At 72.5% G+C, this 20,753-nt stretch carries 20 protein-coding genes; 11 read left to right on the top strand and 9 right to left on the bottom strand.

The annotated features are described in order from the left end of the window. Nucleotides 1–52: 52 nt before the first annotated feature. The 5 genes from AB0I28_RS24700 to AB0I28_RS24680 form a co-directional block, all read right to left on the bottom strand. The gene (locus AB0I28_RS24700) at nucleotides 53–967 is read right to left on the bottom strand and encodes a hypothetical protein (RefSeq protein WP_357497015.1); all 915 of its coding nucleotides are present in this window, start codon (nucleotides 965–967) and stop codon (nucleotides 53–55) included. Between the two features lie 269 nt (nucleotides 968–1,236). Continuing rightward, nucleotides 1,237–1,407 (bottom strand): hypothetical protein, encoded by a 171-nt coding sequence (locus tag AB0I28_RS24695; RefSeq protein ID WP_357497013.1) that lies wholly within the window; start codon nucleotides 1,405–1,407, stop codon nucleotides 1,237–1,239. A 263-nt stretch (nucleotides 1,408–1,670) separates the two neighbouring features. Continuing rightward, the gene (locus tag AB0I28_RS24690) at nucleotides 1,671–2,357 is read right to left on the bottom strand and encodes a response regulator transcription factor (protein WP_357497011.1); all 687 of its coding nucleotides are present in this window, start codon (nucleotides 2,355–2,357) and stop codon (nucleotides 1,671–1,673) included. After that, complete coding sequence (locus tag AB0I28_RS24685) at nucleotides 2,357–3,547, bottom strand: histidine kinase (protein WP_357497009.1); 1,191 nt, start codon at nucleotides 3,545–3,547, stop codon at nucleotides 2,357–2,359. The genes AB0I28_RS24690 and AB0I28_RS24685 overlap by 1 nt, the downstream gene beginning before the upstream one ends. 30 nt (nucleotides 3,548–3,577) lie before the next feature. After that, nucleotides 3,578–3,772 carry a hypothetical protein gene (locus AB0I28_RS24680; protein ID WP_357497007.1) on the bottom strand — a complete coding sequence of 65 codons (195 nt, stop codon included), beginning with the start codon at nucleotides 3,770–3,772 and terminating at the stop codon, nucleotides 3,578–3,580. Nucleotides 3,773–3,885: 113 nt separating this feature from the next. On the opposite strand from AB0I28_RS24680, the gene AB0I28_RS24675 reads away from it, so the two are divergent. Next, nucleotides 3,886–6,294 (top strand): ABC transporter permease, encoded by a 2,409-nt coding sequence (locus tag AB0I28_RS24675; protein WP_357497005.1) that lies wholly within the window; start codon nucleotides 3,886–3,888, stop codon nucleotides 6,292–6,294. On the opposite strand, the gene AB0I28_RS24670 is transcribed toward AB0I28_RS24675, so the two are convergent. Next, a complete protein-coding gene (locus tag AB0I28_RS24670; protein WP_357497003.1) occupies nucleotides 6,295–6,747 on the bottom strand; it encodes a hypothetical protein in 453 nt (150 codons plus the stop codon). Between the two features lie 142 nt (nucleotides 6,748–6,889). Here AB0I28_RS24670 and AB0I28_RS24665 point away from each other — a divergent pair, with 142 nt between their 5' ends. Next, on the top strand, nucleotides 6,890–7,450 hold the full coding sequence (locus tag AB0I28_RS24665; protein WP_357497001.1) for a TetR/AcrR family transcriptional regulator: 561 nt from the start codon (nucleotides 6,890–6,892) through the stop codon (nucleotides 7,448–7,450). A 46-nt stretch (nucleotides 7,451–7,496) separates the two neighbouring features. After that, entirely contained in the window at nucleotides 7,497–9,050 is a 1,554-nt protein-coding gene (locus AB0I28_RS24660) for an MFS transporter (RefSeq protein ID WP_357497000.1), read from the top strand. Between the two features lie 23 nt (nucleotides 9,051–9,073). Here the strand turns inward: AB0I28_RS24660 and AB0I28_RS24655 are convergent, their stop codons facing one another. Further along, nucleotides 9,074–9,637, bottom strand: a complete 564-nt coding sequence (locus AB0I28_RS24655) for a TetR/AcrR family transcriptional regulator (RefSeq protein WP_357496998.1) — start codon at nucleotides 9,635–9,637, stop codon at nucleotides 9,074–9,076. A 102-nt stretch (nucleotides 9,638–9,739) separates the two neighbouring features. Here AB0I28_RS24655 and AB0I28_RS24650 point away from each other — a divergent pair, with 102 nt between their 5' ends. The 7 genes from AB0I28_RS24650 (at nucleotide 9,740) to AB0I28_RS24620 (ending at nucleotide 17,199) form a co-directional block, all read left to right on the top strand. Then, a complete protein-coding gene (locus tag AB0I28_RS24650; RefSeq protein ID WP_357496996.1) occupies nucleotides 9,740–10,114 on the top strand; it encodes a nuclear transport factor 2 family protein in 375 nt (124 codons plus the stop codon). A 116-nt stretch (nucleotides 10,115–10,230) separates the two neighbouring features. Further along, nucleotides 10,231–11,439, top strand: a complete 1,209-nt coding sequence (locus AB0I28_RS24645) for a cytochrome P450 (RefSeq protein WP_357496994.1) — start codon at nucleotides 10,231–10,233, stop codon at nucleotides 11,437–11,439. An 18-nt stretch (nucleotides 11,440–11,457) separates the two neighbouring features. Continuing rightward, nucleotides 11,458–11,913: a hypothetical protein gene (locus AB0I28_RS24640; protein ID WP_357496992.1), complete on the top strand. Its 456-nt coding sequence runs from the start codon at nucleotides 11,458–11,460 to the stop codon at nucleotides 11,911–11,913. A gap of 14 nt (nucleotides 11,914–11,927) precedes the next feature. Then, nucleotides 11,928–12,629 (top strand): SDR family NAD(P)-dependent oxidoreductase, encoded by a 702-nt coding sequence (locus AB0I28_RS24635; protein WP_357496990.1) that lies wholly within the window; start codon nucleotides 11,928–11,930, stop codon nucleotides 12,627–12,629. Between the two features lie 199 nt (nucleotides 12,630–12,828). Further along, the gene (gene serA / locus AB0I28_RS24630) at nucleotides 12,829–14,472 is read left to right on the top strand and encodes a phosphoglycerate dehydrogenase (protein ID WP_357496988.1); all 1,644 of its coding nucleotides are present in this window, start codon (nucleotides 12,829–12,831) and stop codon (nucleotides 14,470–14,472) included. A gap of 64 nt (nucleotides 14,473–14,536) precedes the next feature. After that, nucleotides 14,537–15,028, top strand: a complete 492-nt coding sequence (locus tag AB0I28_RS24625) for a hypothetical protein (RefSeq protein ID WP_357496986.1) — start codon at nucleotides 14,537–14,539, stop codon at nucleotides 15,026–15,028. 77 nt (nucleotides 15,029–15,105) lie between these two features. Beyond that, complete coding sequence (locus tag AB0I28_RS24620; RefSeq protein ID WP_357496985.1) at nucleotides 15,106–17,199, top strand: DEAD/DEAH box helicase; 2,094 nt, start codon at nucleotides 15,106–15,108, stop codon at nucleotides 17,197–17,199. A 15-nt stretch (nucleotides 17,200–17,214) separates the two neighbouring features. Here AB0I28_RS24620 and AB0I28_RS24615 read toward each other — a convergent pair whose 3' ends face one another. Further along, nucleotides 17,215–17,616, bottom strand: a complete 402-nt coding sequence (locus tag AB0I28_RS24615) for a VOC family protein (protein WP_357496983.1) — start codon at nucleotides 17,614–17,616, stop codon at nucleotides 17,215–17,217. A 2,453-nt stretch (nucleotides 17,617–20,069) separates the two neighbouring features. On the opposite strand from AB0I28_RS24615, the gene AB0I28_RS24610 reads away from it, so the two are divergent. After that, entirely contained in the window at nucleotides 20,070–20,366 is a 297-nt protein-coding gene (locus AB0I28_RS24610; protein ID WP_357496981.1) for a S1 RNA-binding domain-containing protein, read from the top strand. 10 nt (nucleotides 20,367–20,376) lie between these two features. On the opposite strand, the gene AB0I28_RS24605 is transcribed toward AB0I28_RS24610, so the two are convergent. After that, nucleotides 20,377–20,745, bottom strand: a complete 369-nt coding sequence (locus AB0I28_RS24605) for a YrdB family protein (RefSeq protein ID WP_357496979.1) — start codon at nucleotides 20,743–20,745, stop codon at nucleotides 20,377–20,379. Nucleotides 20,746–20,753 lie beyond the last annotated feature (8 nt).

Below are 20,753 nucleotides of genomic sequence, written 5' to 3'. Positions count from 1 at the left end.
CGCCGGTTTTTCAAGGGCCGCCGCGTCTTCGGGCGCGGCGGCCCTCGGCACGTCAGTCCGTCGGCGGTGCGGGTGAGTCGAGGGATCCGAGGACCTCCCGGACGCCGTCCTTGATCGCGGCGGTGAGGACCTCGCTGGTGACGCCGCCCTTGACGGCCTCGCCGACTGCCTCGACGAGCTGCGGGGCCAGCGCCTTCGGCAGGCCGTCGACGCGTTTGCGCAGCTCATCGACGGCGGCGCTGAGCTTGGCGACGTCGGCGCGGGCGGCGGCCGCCTCCAGCTTCGCGGCGTGCGCCTCCTCCGGTCCGAGCCACCACGCGAAGCGCGCCTGGACGGTCTTGTTGGTCTTGAAGTCGCCGCGCCAGGACCAGTTGCCGACGCCGGTCTCGTCGCCCGGGTCCCACTGCATGATGATCTTCATGTCGTCTTTGGTGAGGGCCACGATGGAGTCTCCTGTCAGGACGGACAGCACGCCGACGAGCGCGTCCCACTGCTCGACGTAGGCGCGGGTGACGCTGAGATGGATGTGCCACATGTGCGTGTCGTCGCGGTCGTTGTCGGCGCGGCGGGTCTGGAGGTCGTAGGCGTAGGTCTGTCGCCCGTCCTTCGTGCCGATGAACTCGCGCAGCACGGGCGTCCCGCCGTCGCGGTACAGGCGCGGATCCTTCGCGCGGGCGGCGGCGTCGAGACGCGTGGTGTAGCGCTTGATCGTCTCGAAGTCCCCGCCCTGGGCGTCGGGGAAGGTCAGGTCGATGGCGGCGGACTTGTCGCCCGGTCCGCGCCGGTCGGCGGCGAACGCGCGGCTGTAGTCGCCGGACGCGTTGCCGTTGCGGGTGTTGTGGTATCCCGGTTTCGCCGTGAAGATGCCGCCGAGGCGGGTGGCGGGCGCGTGGGCGTCGAACTCGCTCCACAGCCGCCACATCGCGGCGGTGATCCTCGACGGATCGGGATTGGCTTTCGCGGCCATGGCGGTTCCTCGGCTCGGACGCGCGCGGAATGCGGTCTGGCCGGGGGCCGCGGACTCGACGATGACGGTGAGTCGAGGGCGGGCCGCTGTCACCCGGGGCCAGGGGTCGGTCGCTCAAAGTACGGGCGGGCTTTCAATCTACGTCGGGGTCTATTCAGTGTTCTGCCCTTTTGTGCTGCTCAACGGGTTGCGCGGCCGGGAGCCCGCGGGCACGACGACGGCCCGCCGGGGCATACCCGGCGGGCCGTCGTCGTGGAGTTCTCAGCCGGTCACGTGCATCCGCACGTCAGTGCGCAGGACGAGCCGACATAGCAGCAGAGGCGCTGGCCGCCGCCGGCACAGGTGCCCCGCACGTAGCAGGGGGCGCAGGCGCCCGCCGTCGAGCGCGGGACGAGCAGGTCGGTGAGCCGGTCGGCGATGCGGCGAAACGGTCGTGTCATGTCTGCCTCCTTGCCGGGATGTTGGCCGGAGGCTATGCCACCAGGGGAGATCCACTCCGGTGGCGGGGCGAGCACGGGGTGTTCAGATGCGCGGTGCTGTGCGTTGGATGTGCGCTCGGGGTGGTGGAAGCGGTTTCACCTGGCGCGACGGGCGTGCTCGGTGCGCGCCCTGAAGGTCGTCGGCTCGCCCGGTTTCGAGCCCGCCGCCGTCTTCGCCGCCACCACCACCGACGGCCGCACCTATCGTGTGCTCGCCGAGCACCTCACACCGTCGGCCTGACCAGCCCCGACTCGTAGGCCAGTACGACGATCTGCACCCGGTCGCGCAGCCCGAGCTTGGTCAGGATCCGCCGCACGTGGCTCTTGACGGTCGCCTCGGCGACGCCCAGGCTCGCGCCGATCTCCAGGTTCGACAGCCCGCGCGCGATGAGCAGCACGACCTCGTGCTCGCGGATGCTCAGCTCCGCCAGTCGCAGGTCGGGGATGCCCTGCGGGATGAACTGCGGCGCGAAGCGGTCGAGGAGGCGCCGGGTGATGCTCGGGGCGACGATCGCGTCGCCGCTGGCGATGACCCGCACGGCGCTGAGCAGGTCCTCCGGTGTGCCGTTCTTGAGCAGGAACCCCGCCGCCCCGGCACGCAGCGCCGCGAAGGCCTCCTCCTCTTCCTCGTAGGTCGTGAGCACCAGGACCTTGGGCGTGTACCCGTTGAGGGCGCCGCTGGTCAGGTGCGCGGTCGCCTCGATGCCGTCCATGATCGGCATCCGCACGTCCATCACGACGACGTCGGCGTGCACGCCGGCGAGCAGTTGGAGGGCCGCGGCGCCGTCGCCGGCCTCGCCGACGACCGTCATGTCGGTCTGCGCCTCGACGACGAGACGAAGCCCGGTGCGGACCAGTTCCTGGTCGTCGACGAGGACTACCCGGACGGCGGCTGCTGTTTCGGTGATCATCACGGCCCCTTCTGTTCGGTTGTCGGTTGTCTCGGGGTGGGGATCAGCGCGGTGACGCGCCATCCTCCGGCGGGGCGGGGTCCGGCGCTGAACTCGCCGCCGTAGACGGCGACGCGTTCGCGCATGCCGGCCAGGCCGTGTCCGCCCACGGCGGAAACGGCGGCCAGAGGGCTTCCGTCTCCGTCGTCGGCGACTTCCACGCGGGTCAGCCGCGCGTCGGCGTGGACGGACACGGCGACGCGGGTACCCCGGCCGGCGTGCTTCAGCGTGTTGGTGAGCGCCTCCTGGACTATGCGGTGAACGGCGAGGGTGACCCCGATGGGGAGCGCGGTGGTGTCGCCGGTGGTCTGCACGGCGGTGTCGAGGCCGACCGAGTTCGCCCAGGCGGAGAGCTCGTCGAGGCGGTCGGTGGCGAGCGGGCGGCGGCGCGGGCCGGGTTCGGCGGGCTCGCGAAGGACGGCGAGGAGCTGCTGGAGCTCGGCGAGCGCGGCGCGGCCGGAGTCGCCGGCGGCGGTGAGGACCCGCCGGGCCTGGTCGGGGGAGGCCGCCACGGCGTATGCGGCCCCGTCGACCTGGGCGATCATGCCGGCCAGGGCGTGGGCGATCACGTCGTGCATCTCGCGGGCGATGCGCTCGCGCTCGCTCGCGGCGGCCGCCTCGGCGAGGTGCAGCCGCTCGCGCTGGAGGGCGGTGTTGCGCTCTTCGAGGCCGCGGATGTAGAGGCGGTGGGTGCGCGCGGAGTAGCCGACGGTCCAGGCGGTCGTCGCGATCGCGCCGAGCAGGAGGGCCTGGCGCCACCATTCCGGTCCGGAGAAGGTCGAGGCGAGCAGGGCCGCGACGATGCCGCCGGCCCCCGCGAGCAGCGCCTGCCACCGGTGCGGGGCGTACTTGGCCACGGCGTGCACGGCGACCAGAACGGCGACGTCGAAGAGGGCGGGCATGACATAGCGCAGGTCCGACTCGTGCGTGGGAAGGGCGTGCGCGAGGACGACCTGCGTGAGGCCGAGGGCGGCGACGGCGCCTGCGGTCCAGAGCGGATGCCGGCGGCGGACCGCGAGGGCCAGCGCCATGCCGAAACCGATGGCGGCGACGACCGGGGAGCGGCCGAAGGACGACTCGAAGGCGGCCAGAGCCGCGACGACCGCGCACAAGGCGAGGTCGAAAGCACGGCTGCGCAGCGAGATCGACACGGATCGAGGGTATCCGCGCGGAGAGGGGGTTCAGGGCCGGTTGAGCCAGCTCGGCCTCGGGAGGGGCTCGTCGTCGAGGACGCCGCCGATCGTTTCGGCGACCATGAACAGCGCCACGAGCACGGTGATCGCGGCGGCGATCGCGATCCAGGCGCAGCCCTTCATCGGGCGCGGAGGCCGGTCCTCGGCGGGTGGTCCGGCGGGATCTTCGGGGGGCCAGTTCACCGGCCATGTATAGCGCGGCGCCGATCGGCTTACGCCCTAGGGCGCAAGATCGCCCGCAAAGCTCACTCCACGACCCGAGGCGCGCGCCCGGCCCGGCCCATAGCGTCGACCACGTGCCGAAACTCCCCACCGCATTCCGCCTGGCCTGGGCCCACGCCCTGCGCCAGACCCTGTCCGCGCTCGCCGTGATCATCGGTGTCGCCTTCATCGCGGGGACCTTCATCGTCACCGACGGCGCCCGCGACGGGATGAACACCCAGACGGCGGGCCTCTACCGGGGCACCACCGCCGTGGTCTTCCCCGAAGGCTCCGAGGGCTTCGGCCCGGCCGCGCTCGACCGCGTCCGCGCCATGCCCGGCGTCGCCGCCGCCGAGGGTTCGGTCTTCGGCCCCGGCGCGATCCGCTCGACGGCCTCGCAGGAGGTCGCGCTGCCCGAGATCGGGTGGCTCTCGGCGGTCCAGTCGCTGCCCTTCCAGCCTTTCGACCTCGTCGCCGGGCGCCTCCCCGGCCCCGGTGAGGCCGTGATCGACGCGCGGACCGCCGAGCGGTACGGCTACCGTCTCGGCACCGAGCTGGCGGCCTCGGCAGGCGACAACCGGCCCACCGTGTCGTACTCCCTCGTCGGCACCATCGACACCGAGGGCACCCGCTTCGCCGACCGGCCGATGGTCGGCCTGGCCCCCGACGACGCCCGCGAGGCCTTCGGCGACGAGGACTTCGGCCGGATCATGGTCGCCGCGACCCCGGGCACCGACACCGCCGCGCTGGTCACGGCCCTGAGGGCGGGCCTCGGCGCCGAGGTCCTCACCCACGACGAGGTCGTCGCGCTCGAACTCGCCGACGCCTACCGCAACCTCGACCTGATCCGGGCCGGGCTGTTCCTGTTCGTGCTGATCGCGGTGCTGACCGCCGGGTTCGTCATCGCCAACACCTTCACCATCGTGCTCGCGCAGCGCAGCCGCCAGATCGCGCTGCTGCGTCTGGTGGGCTCGTCGCGGGCGCAGATCTTTTGGGGCGTGCTGCTGGAGGCCGGGCTGGTCGGCGGGGCGGCGTCGCTGGCCGGCCTGCTCGCCGGGGTCGCAGTGGCGGCGGGTCTGCGAGCGGTCCTCGACGGCCTGGGCTCGGGCTTCGGCGGTGGCTTCGTCGTCGAGCCGCGCACCCTCGCCGTCGCCTTCGCCACCGGGGTCCTGGTCACCGTGGCGGCCGCCGCCCTCCCCGCCTGGCGTGGCACCCGCGTCCCGCCGGTCACGGCGCTGGCAGAGACGGCCACGGAGGTCGCGCGGCCGATCGGGTGGGTGCGGGTCGCCGTCGGCGCCGTGCTGCTGGGCGGAGCGCTGGCGAGCCTGCTGCTGCCGGCTTCGATCCCGCAGGTGGCGCTGATCGGGATCCTCGGCTTCTTCGGCCTCGTCGCGCTCGGCCCCGCCTACATCCCCTTCCTGGCGAGGGCGGTCGGGTGGCCGCTCGCCCGTCTGGGGGGCTGGGCGAAGCTGGCCGTCGCCTACTCGGCGCGCAACCGGCGGCGGGTCGCGGCGACGACCACCACCCTGGTGCTGTGCGTGAGCCTGGTGTCGGCGGTGATGATCGGCGCCGAGAGCATCGAGGGCGGCGTCGACGCCGAGATGGCCACGAGTTTCCCGGCCGACTTCACCGTCACCGGCGAGGTCCCCGCGGAGCTGATCGCCGTCCTCGACGCCGACCCGCGCCTGGACACCGTGCTGGCACAGCGGACCGGTGAGCTCGACGGGACGGTCGTTCTGGCCGCCGACCCGGCGATCCTCGCCAGGGCCAATCCCGACCCGAAGGAGGGCGACCCCGGCTCGCTGCGCGCCGGCACGGCCGTGGTCACCGGCGACTTCGGCGCATCCGTCGGTGAGCGCCTCACGCTCGGCGGGGAGGACTTCGAGATCGTCGCGGTGATCGGTGAGCCGGGGCCCTTCGCGATGGTGACCGCGGCCGACGCGGAGCGGTTGTTCCCCGAGGTCGCGGTGAGCGGGCTGATGATCACCGCGGCCGGGTCGGTCGAGGACGCCGCCGGGGCGGTGCGCCCGGCGGTGGCGGCCTACCCGTCGCTGAGCCTGACGGACGTCGACGCCTTCCGTGACGCCCGGACGCAGGGGATCGACCGGCTGCTCGCGGCGGTGATCGCGCTGCTCGCCCTGGCGGCGCTGATCGCGCTGGTCGGGATCGCCAACACGCTGAGCCTGTCGGTCGTCGAGCGCACTCGCGAGCACGGCGTCCTGCGGGCGCTGGGGGTCGGGCGGCGCGGGCTGCGGGGGATGCTCGCGCTGGAGGCGGTACTCGTCGCCGTCGTCGGCGGTGCGCTCGGGCTGGGGCTCGGGACGTGGGTGGCGTGGGCGGCGGTGGAGGCACTGAAGGCCGAGGGACCGATCACGCTCACTGTGCCCGTCGGCAGGGTTCTGGCGCTGCTGGGGGTGGTGGCGCTGGCGGCGCTCGCGGCCTCGGTCCTGCCTGCTCGGAGGGCGGTGCGGCAGTCGGTCACGGCGTCGCTGGCGGGGGAGTGATCAGCTGTCGTTGGTCAGGCTGACCACGGCCGACCACTCGTCGGTGAGCAGCAGGACGTCGGCCCAGATCGCGGCGTACCAGGAGACCGGTTCGTGCTCGACCCTCCAGGCGGCGCGGACCGGTCCCAGGGCCTCCTCGACGAGCAGGACGGTCCAGTCCAGCAGGAACTCGGGCTCGGCGCGCAGTGTGCCGGGGAAGAGCCCGTCGAAGTGGCCCATGGATCTGGCCCTCGCGGTGAACGTCCGCGACCACGGCCTGGCCAGGGGTTCCGCCGAGACCACGCGGGTCTGGTCGCCGTAGATCGTCTTGGCGGCGCGCACAGGGTGGGCCACTGCGGGGACAGGGCCGTGCAGGTCGATCCAGAAGACGGCCGCGGACCGGCGCAGCGCGTCGAGGCGGGTCGAGACGAGCTCGATCTCGTCGGCGAGGTCCAGCGGTGTGAGGTCGGGCAAGGCTGCTCCCGGAGGCGGCGGGATCGTCAAGCTCAAAGGTAGCGGCGGCCCACGGTGTATTTGATCACCATCCGCTGGCCCGAGGTGAGACTTTGTCGTATCGTTTGAGACAGTCTTGTTTCAAAACGAACGGAGGGGTCTCATGGTGGCCAATCGTGAGCAGATCGCGCGCGCCGCGATTCGGCGACTCAACGCCGACCCCGTCGCCTCCATGGCCGAGATCGCCGAGTCCGCCGGTGTGAGCCGCGCGACGCTGCACCGGCACTTCGCCAGCCGCGAGGAACTCATGACCGAACTCGGCCGCGAGTCGGTCGGCAGCTGGCGGCGAGTCCTCGACGACGCCGGCATCGACGAGGCGGCCGCACTGGGCACCCCCGAGGCGCTCAACGCCGCCCTCGACTCGCTGTGCCACCACTGGATCCGCGACGTCGAGGAGTACGGCTTCGCGCTCACCGAGACCGCCGCCTACGGCCAAGACGACCTCCTTGTCGCCGTCGAGGAGCAGCACGCCCGCGAGAACGCCTTCTACGCCGCCGCGCAGAAGGCCGGCGTCCTGCGCGCCGACATGCCCGAGGTGTGGATAGGCCACCTCGCCTTCGGCCTCCTGGTCGGCCTGCGCGAAGCGCTGCGGCGCGGGGACATCGCCGTCCGCGACGCCGAGCGGCTCCTGCGCGAATCATTCCTGCGCGGCTGCGCCGCCTAAAAGCCTGCACTCACCCACTCGCACCACAGACCAAGGACGTTTCACCATGACCGCGACCCTCGATTCACCGCGCCGACATAACGGCGGCGTGCCCGGCCTCGACCCCAAGCGGTGGGCCGGACTGGCCGTGCTGTGCGCCAGCCTCCTGATCGTCGCCATGGACATGACGATCCTCAACGTCGCGCTCCCGGCCATCTCCGAGCAGCTCAAGCCCGGCTCGGTGCAGCTCCTGTGGATCGTCGACATCTACCCGCTGGTCGTCGCCGGCCTGCTCGTGACCGCCAGCGGCCTGGCCGACAAGTTCGGCCGCAAGCGGATGCTGATGGTGGGTTTCGCGACCTTCGCCCTGGCCTCCATGCTCGTCCTGGTGATCGACTCGGCCCCCGGCCTGATCGTCGTGCGCTCGCTGCTCGGCGTCGGCGGCGCGCTGATCATGCCCTCGACCCTGTCGATGATCCGCAACCTGTTCTCCGACGCCAAGGAGCGCGCCGTCGCGCTCGGCATCTGGGGCTCCATGGCGGCGGTCGGCACGGGTCTCGGCCCCATCGCCGGTGGCGCCCTGCTGGAGCACTTCAGCTGGCACTCGGCCTTCCTGGTCAACGTCCCGGTCATGGCCGTCGCCCTGGTCGCCGCGTGGTTCGTGCTGCCCGAGTCCTTCAGCCCTCGCTCGGGGCGCTGGGACGTGCTCGGCACGCTCCTGTCGGTCGTCGGCATGGTCTCGCTGATGCTGGCCATCAAGAACTTCGGCAAGCACGGCGTCACCGACCCCGTCGCGCTGATCGCGATCGTCGTGGCCGTCGCGGCCCTCGGGTGGTTCGTCCACCGCAGCCTCCACCGGCGCGACCCGCTGCTCGACATCCGCCTGCTGAAGCGGCGCGCGCTGTCGGCGGGCCTGATCGCCGCGCTGACCACCAGCATCGCCCTGGCGGCCATGCTCCTGCTGCTCGCGCAGTGGATGCAGCTCGTGGCCGGCATGAGCCCGCTGGAGGCCGGTGTGCACCTGCTTCCGGCGGCGATCGCGGCGGGCATCCTGTCGCCGCTGGCGCCGCGCATCGCCGCGGTCATCGGCGCGCGCACGGTCATGGCCGGCGGTCTGGCGATGGGCGGGCTGGGCTTCCTGGCCCTGTTCGTGCTGCCCGCGCCGCTGTCCTACGCGACGGTCGCGCTGTCGTTGACCTTCGTCGGCGTCGGCATGGCCTCCCTGGCCATCGGCTCGGCGGCGGTCATGTCGAGCAGCCCGGCGGAGAAGTCGGGCAGCGCGGCGGCGCTGGAGGAGACCGCCTTCGAACTGGGCGGCGCCCTCGGCGTGGCGATCCTCGGCAGTGTGGCCGCGATCGTCTACCGCGCGGGGCTGTCCCTCGACGACCTTGCCGCGATGGGCGTGACCGGCCCCGAGGCCGAGGCCGCGCGCGAGTCGCTCGGCGGGGCCGTCGCGGTCGCCGACCAGGCCGGCGCCGCCGGGCTCACCGCGCAGGCGCAGGAATCCTTCACCAACGCGCTGGAGATCTTCGGCGTGGCCGGCGGGGCGCTCATGCTGATCGGCGCGCTGGCGGTCTGGCTGCTCACGCCCAAGGGCATGTCGGTGACCGGCGCGCACTGAAGGGCGGCCCGCACGTCAGACCCCTAAGCGTCCAGCACGGCCTCCACGAGGGGGCGGACGAGTCCGGCCGCACCAAGGCCGGGCCGGACCGCCTCCTCGACCAATACCGCGTCGACGAGGAACTGCAGCCGGATCGCGGCGGCCTCGGCCTCGGGGTGGCCCATCGCGTCCAGCTCCGCGCGCAGCATCGCCAGTACCCGGTCCTTGTGCTCGATGATCACGGCGTAGGCGGGATGCTCGGGCGAGGTGAGGCTGGAGTGCGCGGCGATGTAGCGGCAGCCGCGGAAGCCCTCGCGGCCGGTGAACTCGGCGAGCCGGTCGAAGAGTGCGAGCAGCCGGGCGCGCGGCTCGTCACCGCCGGAGTCGAGACCGTCGGCGTAGCGGCGCTCGTCGACGGCGGCGGTGGCGCGCAGGACCTCGGCGACGAGCTCGTCCTTGCCGCCGAAGTGCTGGTACAGCGAGCGGCGCGCGACCTGCGCCTCCTTGAGGATCGCGTCGACTCCCACTGACACGCCGTGTCGGTAGGTCAGGTCGCGGGCGGCGGCCAGCAGGCGGTCGCGGGGGCCGGGGCGGGCGGGGGCGGTCATGGCTTCAGTCTCCCACGAACTTGACAGTAGACCGATCGTTCGGTTTACTTCAGTCCAGTGATAGACCGACCGGTCTATCTACTTCTGGAGAGGCAACACCCGATGAGTCATCACGACGACTTCCTCGCCGACTGGCGCACCTTCTGGGCCGACCCCAGTCCCGAGCGGGCCGGCGCTCTCGCCCACCCCGATCTCGTCATGAGCTTCCCCGGCCAGACCGAGCAGATCGTCGGCGTCGACGGCTGGCGCGAACGTGTCGCCGGACTGCTCGCCCGCTTCCCCGACCTGCGCCTGGAACCCACCCGAGCCGCCTCGAACGATGAGGGCTACATGTTCATCAGCTGGCGCGCCGCGGTGACCCTGGGCGGCGAGCTTCGCACCTTCGAGGGCGTCGACCGGATGCTCCTCGTCGACGGCCTCGTGAAGGAGACCCTGGTCGCCTTCGACACGTCCATCTTCGCCGGCGCCACCGCCTGAGCTCGCGGGGCGGCGGGCGCCCGCCGCCCCGCAAGATCCTGGTTAATCCATAATGGACACCATTCGTTCGCTCACCTAGTGTGGAGGTATCATCACTCGTCGAAAAGGTCTTCACCATGAGCGAAACGGAACGGACCCCACGCGACTACCCCTTCCCGGTGCCCGAGGGCATCGCGCCGCCGGGTGAGTGGGCCGAACTGCGCCAGGGCTGCCCCGTCGCGCACGTCCGCCTCCCCAGCGGCGACCAGGCCACCCTCCTCACCCGCTACGACGACGTACGTCGCGTCCTGTCCGACCCGCGCTTTCCCCGCGACCTCACCGCGCCCGACGCCGCCCGCCTGACCACCAGCAGGGTCGTCGTCTTCGAGGAGGCCAGCCCCATCCCGATGAGCGGTGAGGGCCACCAGCGCTGGCGCCGCCTCATCGGCCGCTGGTTCACCGTCCGCCGCATGCTCCGGCTCAAGCCCCGCATCGAGGCCATGGCCGAGCACCTCGTCGACGAGATGACCGAGCACGGGCCGCCCGCCGACATGGTCGCCGCCCTCAACTTCCCCCTCCCCGTGTGGGTGATCTGCGAGATCCTCGGCGTTCCCGACAGCGACCGCGACAAGTTCTCCCACTGGTCGAGCACCCGCCTGAGCTTCGGCAGGTACAGCGCCGAGGAGATCGAGACCGCCACCGGCGAGTACGCCGAGTACTTCACCGCGCACATCGCCAAGAAGCGCGCCGACCCCGGCGACGACCTGCTCAGCGAGCTCGCCAACGTCGTCGACGCCGAGGACGGCCGCCTCTCCGAGGTCGAACTGCTCGCCACCGGCCAGGGCCTGCTCATGGCCGGCCACGAGACCACCTCCAACCAGCTCGGCAAGATGTTCGCCCAGCTGCTGGCCGACCGCACCCGCTGGGAGGCGCTGCTCGCCGACACCGGCCTGGTGCGCACCGCCGTCGAGGAGACGCTGCGGATGGACGCGATGTCGCCGTTCGGGCTGCCGCGCTACCTCACCGAACCGTTCGAGGTCGGCGGGGAGACACTGCCCGCGGGCACGACGGTGATCACCAGCCTCGCGGCGGCCAACCGCGACGCGGACGCCTTCGCCGACGCCGAGCAGATCCGGCTGGACCGCTCCCCGAACACGCACATCGCCTTCGGCGTCGGCCCGCACTCGTGCATCGGCCAGGCCCTGGCGCGCACCGAGTTGCAGGCCGTCCTCGACGTCGTGCTGCGCAGACTGCCGACCCTCGACCTGGCCGTGCCGGTCGAGAAGCTGCCGAGGCGCGAGGGGATGCTGGTCGGCGGCCTCGAAGCGCTGCCGGTGAAGTGGTGAGCTAAGACCTCCCGGGCGGTGGCGGGGGACCGCCACCGCTCCTTTGTCACGGCGAGCCACAGGCGCGCCGAGGGCAGCCACAACACGATCAGCGCGAACAGCGACAAGGGCGCGAACAGCAGCCAGATCTGGAAGATCCGCGGCGAGAGCACCGAGTCGGGGACCGTGCCCGGCACCGTCCCGAGCGAGCCGATCAGCTGGGCGACGCACACGGCGACGACCCCGCCCGGCTGCCCGGTGCGCAGCATCAGCCACGGCCCGGCGAAGCTCAGCACGACCAGGATCAGCGCGGCCGCGCTGAATGCCAGCGCGATGCGCCCGGCACCGACCCGCGTCAGGGCCAGCCCTACTGCGCCGACCATCGGCACCACCAGGAGGCGGCAGGCCAGGGCCGCGGAAGTGACCGTCCACGGAGCCCCGGCGGCGGCCGGTAGATTCACCACGAACCACCTATACCACTCCCACCCACGTTGAAAGGCCCCCGACGCGTGCCGACACGAGACCCGCACGAGACCGAAGCCCCCGTCGCCGTCGTCACGGGAGGAAACCGCGGCATCGGCCGCGAGATCTGCCGGCAGCTCGCCGCCGAGGGGTACCGGGTCGTGCTGACCGCGCGCGACAAGGCCAAGGCCGAAGCGGCCGCGGCCGAGCTGGGCGTGGCCTCGTTCCCCTTCGACGTCACCGGCGACCCGGCCCCGCTCGCCGAGTACCTCACCGATGCCTATGGGCACGTCGACGCCCTGGTCAACAACGCCGCGATCCTCTACGACACCTGGCAGCGCGCGATCACCGCCGACCTCGACGTCGTCCGCGAGGCCGCCGAGACCAACCTCTACGGGCCCTGGCGCCTCACGCAGGCCCTCCTGCCGCTGCTGCGCCGAAGCGCCCACCCCCGCGTGGTCAATGTCTCCAGCGAGTCGGGATCACTCGCCGGCATGGGCGGCGGGACGCCCGCCTACTCGGCCAGCAAGGCCGGGCTCAACGCCCTGACGCGCATGCTCGCCGCCGAGCTTCGCGGCGAGGGCGTGCTGGTCAACGCGGTCTGCCCCGGCTGGGTCGCCACCGACATGGGCGGCGCGGGCGGACGGCCGGTCGCGCAGGGAGCGGCGAGCGTCACGTGGGCCGTGCGGCTTCCCGACGGCGGGCCGAGCGGCGGCTTCTTCCGCGACGGGAAGCCCGTGCCCTGGTGATCTTCCACCTGCTGGGACCCGCCGCGATGAGCGGTCCTCACGCACGGACAAAACGGCCTATACCACCCGTGACCACCTCCACTGTGGAGATGTCCGGCCGGTTAACCCGTTCAGAGGCCTGTTACCAATGACCGTACGATGGGTTCGCGCAGCGTCGCGCCCCGTCTCTATTGCAGCGTCTATGGCCGCGAGGTACGCCGTGTCTAATGCTTCCCTGACCCCTGATGCCACCCGTGACGGCCGTCGCGTCGTCGTGATCGCCGACCCGCTCGCGCACTCCGCGGTCGCGACCCTCACCGCCGAATTCGACGTCCGCGACGTGGACGGCACCGACGTCCCCGCCCTGCACGCCGCCCTCGCCGACGCCGACGCGGTGATCGTGCGCAGCGCCACCCGCATCGACGCCGCCGCGCTCGCCGCCGCACCGAAGCTCACCGTCGTCGCCCGGGCCGGCGTCGGCCTCGACAACGTCGACGTCCCCGCCTCCACCGAGCGCGGCGTCATGGTCGTCAACGCGCCCACCTCGAACATCGTCTCCGCCGCCGAGCAGGCCGTTACGCTGCTGCTGGCCTCCGCGCGCCACACCGCCAACGCCAACGCCTCGCTGAAGTCGGGCGAGTGGAAGCGCTCGCGCTTCACCGGCGTCGAGCTGGCCGGAAAGACCGTCGGCGTCGTCGGCCTCGGCCGCATCGGGCAGCTGTTCGCCTCGCGCATCGCCGCATTCGACACCAAGGTCGTCGCCTACGACCCCTACGTGCAGCCCGCACGCGCCGCCCAGATGGGCGTCACGCTGCTCAGCCTCGACGAACTGCTGGCCGTCTCCGACTTCATCTCGATCCACCTGCCCAAGACGCCCGAGACCGTCGGACTGATCGGCAAGGAGGCCCTGGCCAAGGTCAAGCCCGGCGTGCGGATCATCAACGCCGCCCGCGGCGGGCTCCTCGACGAGCAGGCCCTCGCCGACGCCATCATCGAAGGCCGCGTGGCCGGCGCCGGCATCGACGTCTTCCAGACCGAGCCGTGCACCGACTCGCCCCTGTTCCCGCTGGAGCAGGTCGTCGTCACCCCGCACCTGGGCGCCTCCACCGTCGAGGCCCAGGACAACGCCGGCCTCGCCGTCGCCAAGAGCGTCCGGCTCGCCCTCAACGGCGAGTTCGTGCCCGACGCGGTCAACGTCCAGACCGGCGGCGTGGTCGCCGAGGAGGTCCGGCCGCTGCTCCCGCTCGCCGAGCGCCTGGGCAAGGTCTTCACCGCCGTGTCCGGCGGCGCCGCCCAGTCGGTGACCGTCGAAGTCCGCGGCGAGGTCGTCGCCGCCGACGTCAGCGTCCTCCAGCTCGCCGCCACCAAGGGCCTGTTCGCGGGTGTCGCCGACCAGGTCACCTACGTCAACGCGCCGCTGCTGGCCAAGGAGCGCGGGGTCGACGTCGGACTGTTCACCAGCCCGGAGAGCGCCGAGTTCCACAACCAGGTCACCGTCCGCGGCGCCCTGACCGACGGCCGCGCCACGAGCGTCTCCGGCACCGTCACCGCAGGCCCGCGCGGAGTGCTCAAGCTCACCGAGATCGACGGCTTCGACCTCGACCTCGAAGCCGACGGCCCACTGCTGATCCTGCGCTACACCGACCGCCCCGGCGTCGTCGGCGTGCTCGGCGGCGCCCTCGGCGACGTCGGCATCAACATCGCCGCGATGCAGGTCGCGCGCCGCGAGGTCGGGGGAGAGGCCCTGATGATCGTGGCCGTCGACGCCGACCTGCCCGCCGACCTCCTCGACCGCGTCGCCGCGGCCGTGGGCACCGCCCGCGCCACCGCCGTGACGCTGTCGGACGACTTAGGACGCAAATGAGGACGGCCCCGGGCGAAAGACTCCGGGGCCGTTTTCGTCGGTGGCGCGACCTAGCCTTGAGGGCATGGGAGTCTTCACCGAGTACTTCATCGCCGAACGGGACGACATCACCGCCGAGATAATCGAAAGCGGCCCCGAACGCAACCTCCCCGCCGAGGACATGCTCCTGGCCAAAGGCGTCGACCCGGTCGTCATGCTCGGGCAGCTCGGCGAGCAGCTCACCGGCGCCGACTTCCTCGACATCGGCGACGACGAGAAGTCCTGGCTCTGGTCGCCCGGCGGCGAAGTCCCCGAAGACCCCGAGCTGCGCAGGGCCTTCCTCGCCGAACACGGCGTCGAGGCCTCCGTCCACGAGTCGAAGGACCGGCTGCGCGACGCGCTCGCCGACATTGCCGACGAGGAGGTCGCCGCGGTGGCGGCGAGATGGGCGACGATCGAGGAGTGGGGCGAGGGCGTCACCGGCCCCGACGTGGAGTGGTTCATCGAGGGCCTGATCGCCCTGACCCGCAGGGCGCGCACCGAGGGCAAGCACCTCTACTGCTGGTGGTCGCTGTAGCGGTGTCATGCTGGACCGAGCCGCATCCGCCGTCACGCAGAGCGAAAATGTCGTAGCCCACTGCTATCAAGGATCACATGACTGACATCGCGCCCCAGATCGATCTCCGCGCCCGCGCCGAAGCCCACCTCCGGGACCTCGCCGGTCCCGAGGCCACGCTGCGGGCCGACCAGTGGACGGCCATCGAGGCCCTGGTCGTGAAGCGAAAACGGGCGCTGGTGGTGCAGCGCACCGGCTGGGGCAAGTCGGCGGTCTACTTCGTGGCCACGGCGCTGCTTCGCGCCGCCGGCGCCGGGCCCACCGTGATCATCTCGCCGCTGCTGGCCCTGATGCGCAACCAGATCGACGCCGCGGCCAAGGCCGGTGTGCACGCCGCCACCATCAACTCGTCGAACATGGACGACTGGGACCGCGTGCGCGATGACGTGGCCGCCGGCTCGGTGGACCTGCTGCTGGTGAGCCCCGAGCGGCTCAACAACCTGGAGTTCCGCGAGGCGATCCTGCCCGGTCTGGCCAAGGACGCCGGGCTCATCGTCGTCGACGAGGCCCACTGCGTCTCGGACTGGGGCCACGACTTCCGCCCGGACTACCGCCGCATCCGCGACCTTCTCGACGGCCTGCCCGAGGGCATCCCCGTGCTGGCCACCACGGCCACGGCGAACGCGCGCGTCTCCCACGACGTCGCCGAGCAGCTGGGGGAGGACACCCTCGTCCTGCGCGGCACCCTGGAACGAGAGAGCCTGAGCCTGTCGGTGGTGCGCACCCCGGACGCGCCGACCCGCCTGGCGTGGCTCGCCGAGCGGCTGCGGCGCCTGCCCGGGTCGGGCATCGTCTACTCCCTCACGGTGGCCGGGGCCGAGCAGACGGCCGAATACCTGCGCGAGCAGGGCCACGAGGTGCGCGCCTACACCGGCAAGACCGACGCCGACGAGCGGCTGCTCGCCGAACGTGACCTCCTCGACAACAAGGTCAAGGCGCTGGTGGCGACCTCCGCCCTCGGCATGGGCTTCGACAAGCCGGACCTCGGCTTCGTCGTCCACCTCGGCGCGCCCTCCTCGCCGGTCGCGTACTACCAGCAGGTCGGCCGCGCCGGCCGTGGCGTGGACCGCGCCGAGGTGATCCTCCTGCCGGGCAAGGAGGACACCGACATCTGGGCGTACTTCGCGTCGATGGCCTTCCCACCGGAGCGGATCGTCACCGCCGCGCTGTCGCTGCTGGCCGAGCCGATGTCGGTGCCGCAGTTGGAGACCCACCTCGACCTGAGCCGCTCCCGCCTGGACATGATGCTCAAGGTGCTCGACGTCGACGGCGCCGTCCGCCGACTCCCCCGCAGCAAGTGGGAGGCCACCGGGCAGCCCTGGACCTACGACTCGGAGCGCTACACCCGCATCGCCGGGGAGCGCCGCGCCGAGCAGGACGCGATGCTGGCCTACCTCGACACGAGCGAGTGCCGCATGGCCTATCTGCGCGGGCAGCTCGACGACCCGCAGGCCGCGCCATGCGGTCGCTGCGACAACTGCACCGGCGAGCGCGTCGACGCCGAAGTCAGCGAGACCGCCGCCGAGAGCGCCCGCGGGCGCCTCTACCGGCCGGGCGCCGAGATCGCGCCCCGCCGCATGTGGCCGTCCGGGCTGGGCGAGCTGGGGCTCAGCGGGAAGATCAAGCCGGAGCTCCAGGCCGAGGAGGGCCGTGCGCTCGCGCCGAACCTCTACGTCGGCTGGGGGCAGCGCGTCCGCTCGCTGCTGGATCCGCAGACGCCCGACGGCGAACTGCCCGACGACGTCCTCGCCGCCCTCCTCGACCTGATCAAGGGATGGGGGATCGGCAGACCGGGCGCGGTGGTGTCGATGGCGTCGAGCGGCAGACCCGTCCTGCTGGGTTCGGCCGGGCGACGCATCGCCGAGGTCGGCCGCATTCCCTACCTCGGTGCCCTTGAGTACCGGGCGGGGTCGCCCGGCAGCCAGTTCAACAGCGCCCGCCGCGTGTCCGCGGTCTGGGGCACTCTCACCGTCCCCGACGAGGTCGCCGCCGGCCTCCCGGAGGTCACCGGGAAGGTGCTCCTCGTCGACGATGTCGTCGACACCCGCTGGACCGTCACCGTCGCCGGCCGCCTCCTGCGCGAGGCCGGCGCCGAAGGCGTCGTGCCACTGGTCATGGCCCTGACGGGATAAGGGGAGGTCGGGGGTTCAGTCCTCCAGGGCGCTGCTCGCCACCAGTTCGGCCTCGAAGCCGTGCCGGTCGGAGAGGTAGGCGGCGTAGTGCTCCGGCCCGCCGGCGTACGGGTGCCGTTCGGGGTAGAGCAGTTCCCAGCCCCGCGCGGGCGCCTCCGCGACCAGCCGGTCGACCGTCGCCACGTCCTCGGCGTGGAAGGCCAGGTGGTTCAGGCCCGGGCGGAGCCGGTTGTGGCCGCAGTCGGTCATCGCCACCGAGCACTCCATCACGAGATAGGCGTCGCCGAGCCGCCAGGAGCAGCCGCCCTTCCAGTCCTGATACGGCGTCCAGCCCAGTTCGCCGAGAAGCCAGCCCCAGCTCTCCCGGGACGCCTCCAGGTCGGGTACCCAGAGTTCGACGTGATGGAAACCGCCCATGTGGACTCCTACTCAAGGCGAGGGATCGGCCGAAACGACCGAACCCTACACCCGGCGATCATGGCCGGCGGGGCTGTGGGGCTGTGGGGCTGCGGGGCTGCGGGGCTGCGGGGCTGCGGGGGCGGCGGGGGCGGCGGGGGCGGCGGGGGATCACTGAGTCGTGGGGCGAGGGCGTATGGGCGTGGGGCCGAGGAGCCGAGGAGCCGAGGAGCCATGACGCTGAGACGCCGTGAAGCCCGACGCCGAGGGGCCGTGGAGCCCGACGCCGTGGAGCGGCGAGGTCGCGAGCTGCGTAGCCGTGGGCCGCGGGCTCTGGCGGCAGGCGGCCGGTCGGTCCATTTCCAGGGGGCCCCGCCGCTGTCTGCTCGCATCGCCGGGGCCCGCTCGGCTCGTGCTTACGGTCTTCGCCACGCTAAAGCCACACTGTCCGTCCCTGCTTCCTCGTGGCCGATGCACATCACGGCGGGGCGATCCCCGAGGCCACGCCTTCCGCGGCCGCCGCCTTATCCAGCCGTGAACGGACCCCGGGCCCTGACATCGCCCGCACCCGACAGGCCGTGATCTCCGCCCATCGTTCCTCCGGCAAGGCGCTGACCCGCGTTCCCTCGGCCGGCCACCGCAGCCACGCCAGGTCGCGCCGCCCGCTTGGAAGCGGGTCGGCGAACCCGCCGTCACGCTGCGCCCGGGACCCGTCTCGCTCGCCACCGAGCCGGCTCCGCCGCCCACGCCGCCCCGCCGCTGCGACGAGCGCCGGATCGCTCCCCGCGCCGCCCCGCAGTCCGGCAACGGCGAACTCCCCGCTCCACCGCTGGCCGCTTCGCAGCCTTCGCCCGCTACACCTGGACTGGATCGCGGACGTGCGCGCAGGGGGGTGAGTGGGTGAACCGCCCCCCGTCGGTGGCCGTTCTGCGGCCTTCGCCGACTCCACCACCCCTCCGCACTGGACCGCGCCCGTGCCCGTGCCGCGCGCAGGTGGGCGAATCGGTGGCCCCGCTGCCGCCGGACCGCTCCGCAGCCTTCGCCAGCTCCCCCCCCGGGCCGGGGCGCGGACATGCCCCCAGGTGCGCGAGACAGCGAACTCCCCACCGGCGGCCGTTCCGCAGCCTTCGCCGAGTTTCGCTCCCACCCCGGGACGGAACCTGGATGCGCCTGGACGCGCCTGTGCCGCCTCCCGGGTATGCCAGTCGCCGCACTCCCTGCCGCACCGGCGGGCTGTCGACTGTCTTCGCCGGCTCCCCCCGGCGCCGGATCGCTCGTGTGCCGCTCAGGAACGCCTGTCGCCGCGCCCACCGGACTGGCCGCTCCGCCAGCGGACGCCGTTGCCGTCGCCGGCTCCACCTGGGCCGGATCGCCGGTCCGCCCGCGCCGCCCGCAAGTGCGCGAGGGGGCGAACTCCCTGCTCCGCCGACGGCCGCGTCGTGGCCTTCGCGGGCTCCACTCCGCGCCGGTTCGGGCCGGTGCTTGGGTGCGCGAGGGGCGAACTCCCTGCTCCGCCGACGGCCGCATCGCCCTTCGCCGGCTCCACCCGCGCCGGATCGCGCTGATGCCTCGCGGGTCGCCACTCGCTACTCGCCGCTCCGCCGGCAGACGCCGCTGCCGTCGCCGGCTCCATCCCGGGCCGGGGTGCGGACGAGCCCGTGGCGCTCGGCGGGTACGCGAGTCGGCGAACTCCCACTGTCGGCCGCTTCGCGGCTTTCGCCAGCTCCACCTTGGGTCGGATCGCGGGTGCGCCTGTACCGACCATCAGGCACGCCGGCCGGCGAAAGCCTTGCGTGTTCCAGCCGAACGCCGGTGGGGTCGCGTCACCTCGCTTTCCAGCGGGTCGGGGAACCAGCCGCCATGCGGCGCTCAGGGCTTCTCTCCCGTCACTGACGACTCCGCCGCCCACGCCACAGGACGAGCGCCGGAGCGCGGGCGCGACCCTGCCGCCTCGCAGGTTCGCAGGTCGGCGATCCTCCTGCTTCACCAACGGCCGTTCGCGGCCTCCGTCGGCCCATCCCGGACTTGATCGTGGACGCGCTCGCGCAAGCCCGCAGGTTCGCGGGTCGGCGAACTCCCCGCCCCGCCGTCGGCCGTTCCGCCGCCCTCGCGGATCCCCTCCCGGCCCCGCCCCGCTCCGGGCCGGTCGCGGACGCGCCGCTCGCCGGTACGCCAGTGTGGCGAACTCCCCGCCCCGCCGTCGGCCGCTTCGCAGTCGTTGCCAGCCCTCTGCGCTCGCCCCGGCAGGAACCAGGCCGCATCCACGGACGCCTCGGTAAGCCAGCCGCTTCCAGGCACAGAGTGAGAAGACGCGGTGGTGGAGGCGCGGCCGTGACCCCACATCCGCCCGCCGCCCCACCCCCTGCCCCCGTCCTCACACTCCGAAGCGACGCCGTTCGACCAGCGGCCGGCCCCGCGTGATCCGAGTGAAGCTCGCCGAGACGGCCACACCATTCGCCTGGCACGCTTGCGGCATGACCGCCACGACCAACACCCCCGGGTTGGGCGGCCAACCCGAGAATCCCGAACTCTGGACCTTCCTCACCCACCTTGCCCCGGGCCAGCGCCTCCCCGGCACGATCGCGGCGATCGAACGCTTCGGCGTCTTCGTCCGCGTCGCCGAGGGCGTCGAGGGCCTGATCCGCCGACGAGACCTGGCCGACGAGGCCGGGCATCCCCGTGACCTTCAAGTCGGCGACCAGCTCACCGTCACCGTCGCCGAACTCGACCTGCCTCGCCGCAGGATCGCGTTCTCCGCCCCGCGAGACTGACCCCGGCCGCCTACCGCGAGAACAGCCACACCACCCGGTCCCACGCCAGCACGTAGTACACCAGCAGCACCGCCGCCGACACCAGCGCGAGCTTCCCCAGCCCGCCGGCCCACAGCGCGGCCGCCCCGCCCCACAGCACCAGGAACTCCACGCCGAAGCGCACCCAGCCCGCCACCGGCACGGTGGCCTTCCCGTTGCGGCTGGGGTCGTCGGGCACCGCGAAGGTCCCCCACGCCGCACCCGCGATCACCGGGAGCAGGACCACCAGCACCCACTTCCACGGCGACGAGAACTCGCGCCACCCGTAGGCGGCGAAGGAGGCGAGGGCGCACAGCTCCAGAACGAAACGCACGCCGAGCATGACGGGGTTCAACGACATGCCGAGAA

Source organism: Phytomonospora sp. NPDC050363, assembly GCF_040655735.1.
GTDB lineage: Bacteria > Actinomycetota > Actinomycetes > Mycobacteriales > Micromonosporaceae > Phytomonospora.
This window is presented reverse-complemented; position numbering and strand designations above follow the sequence as displayed.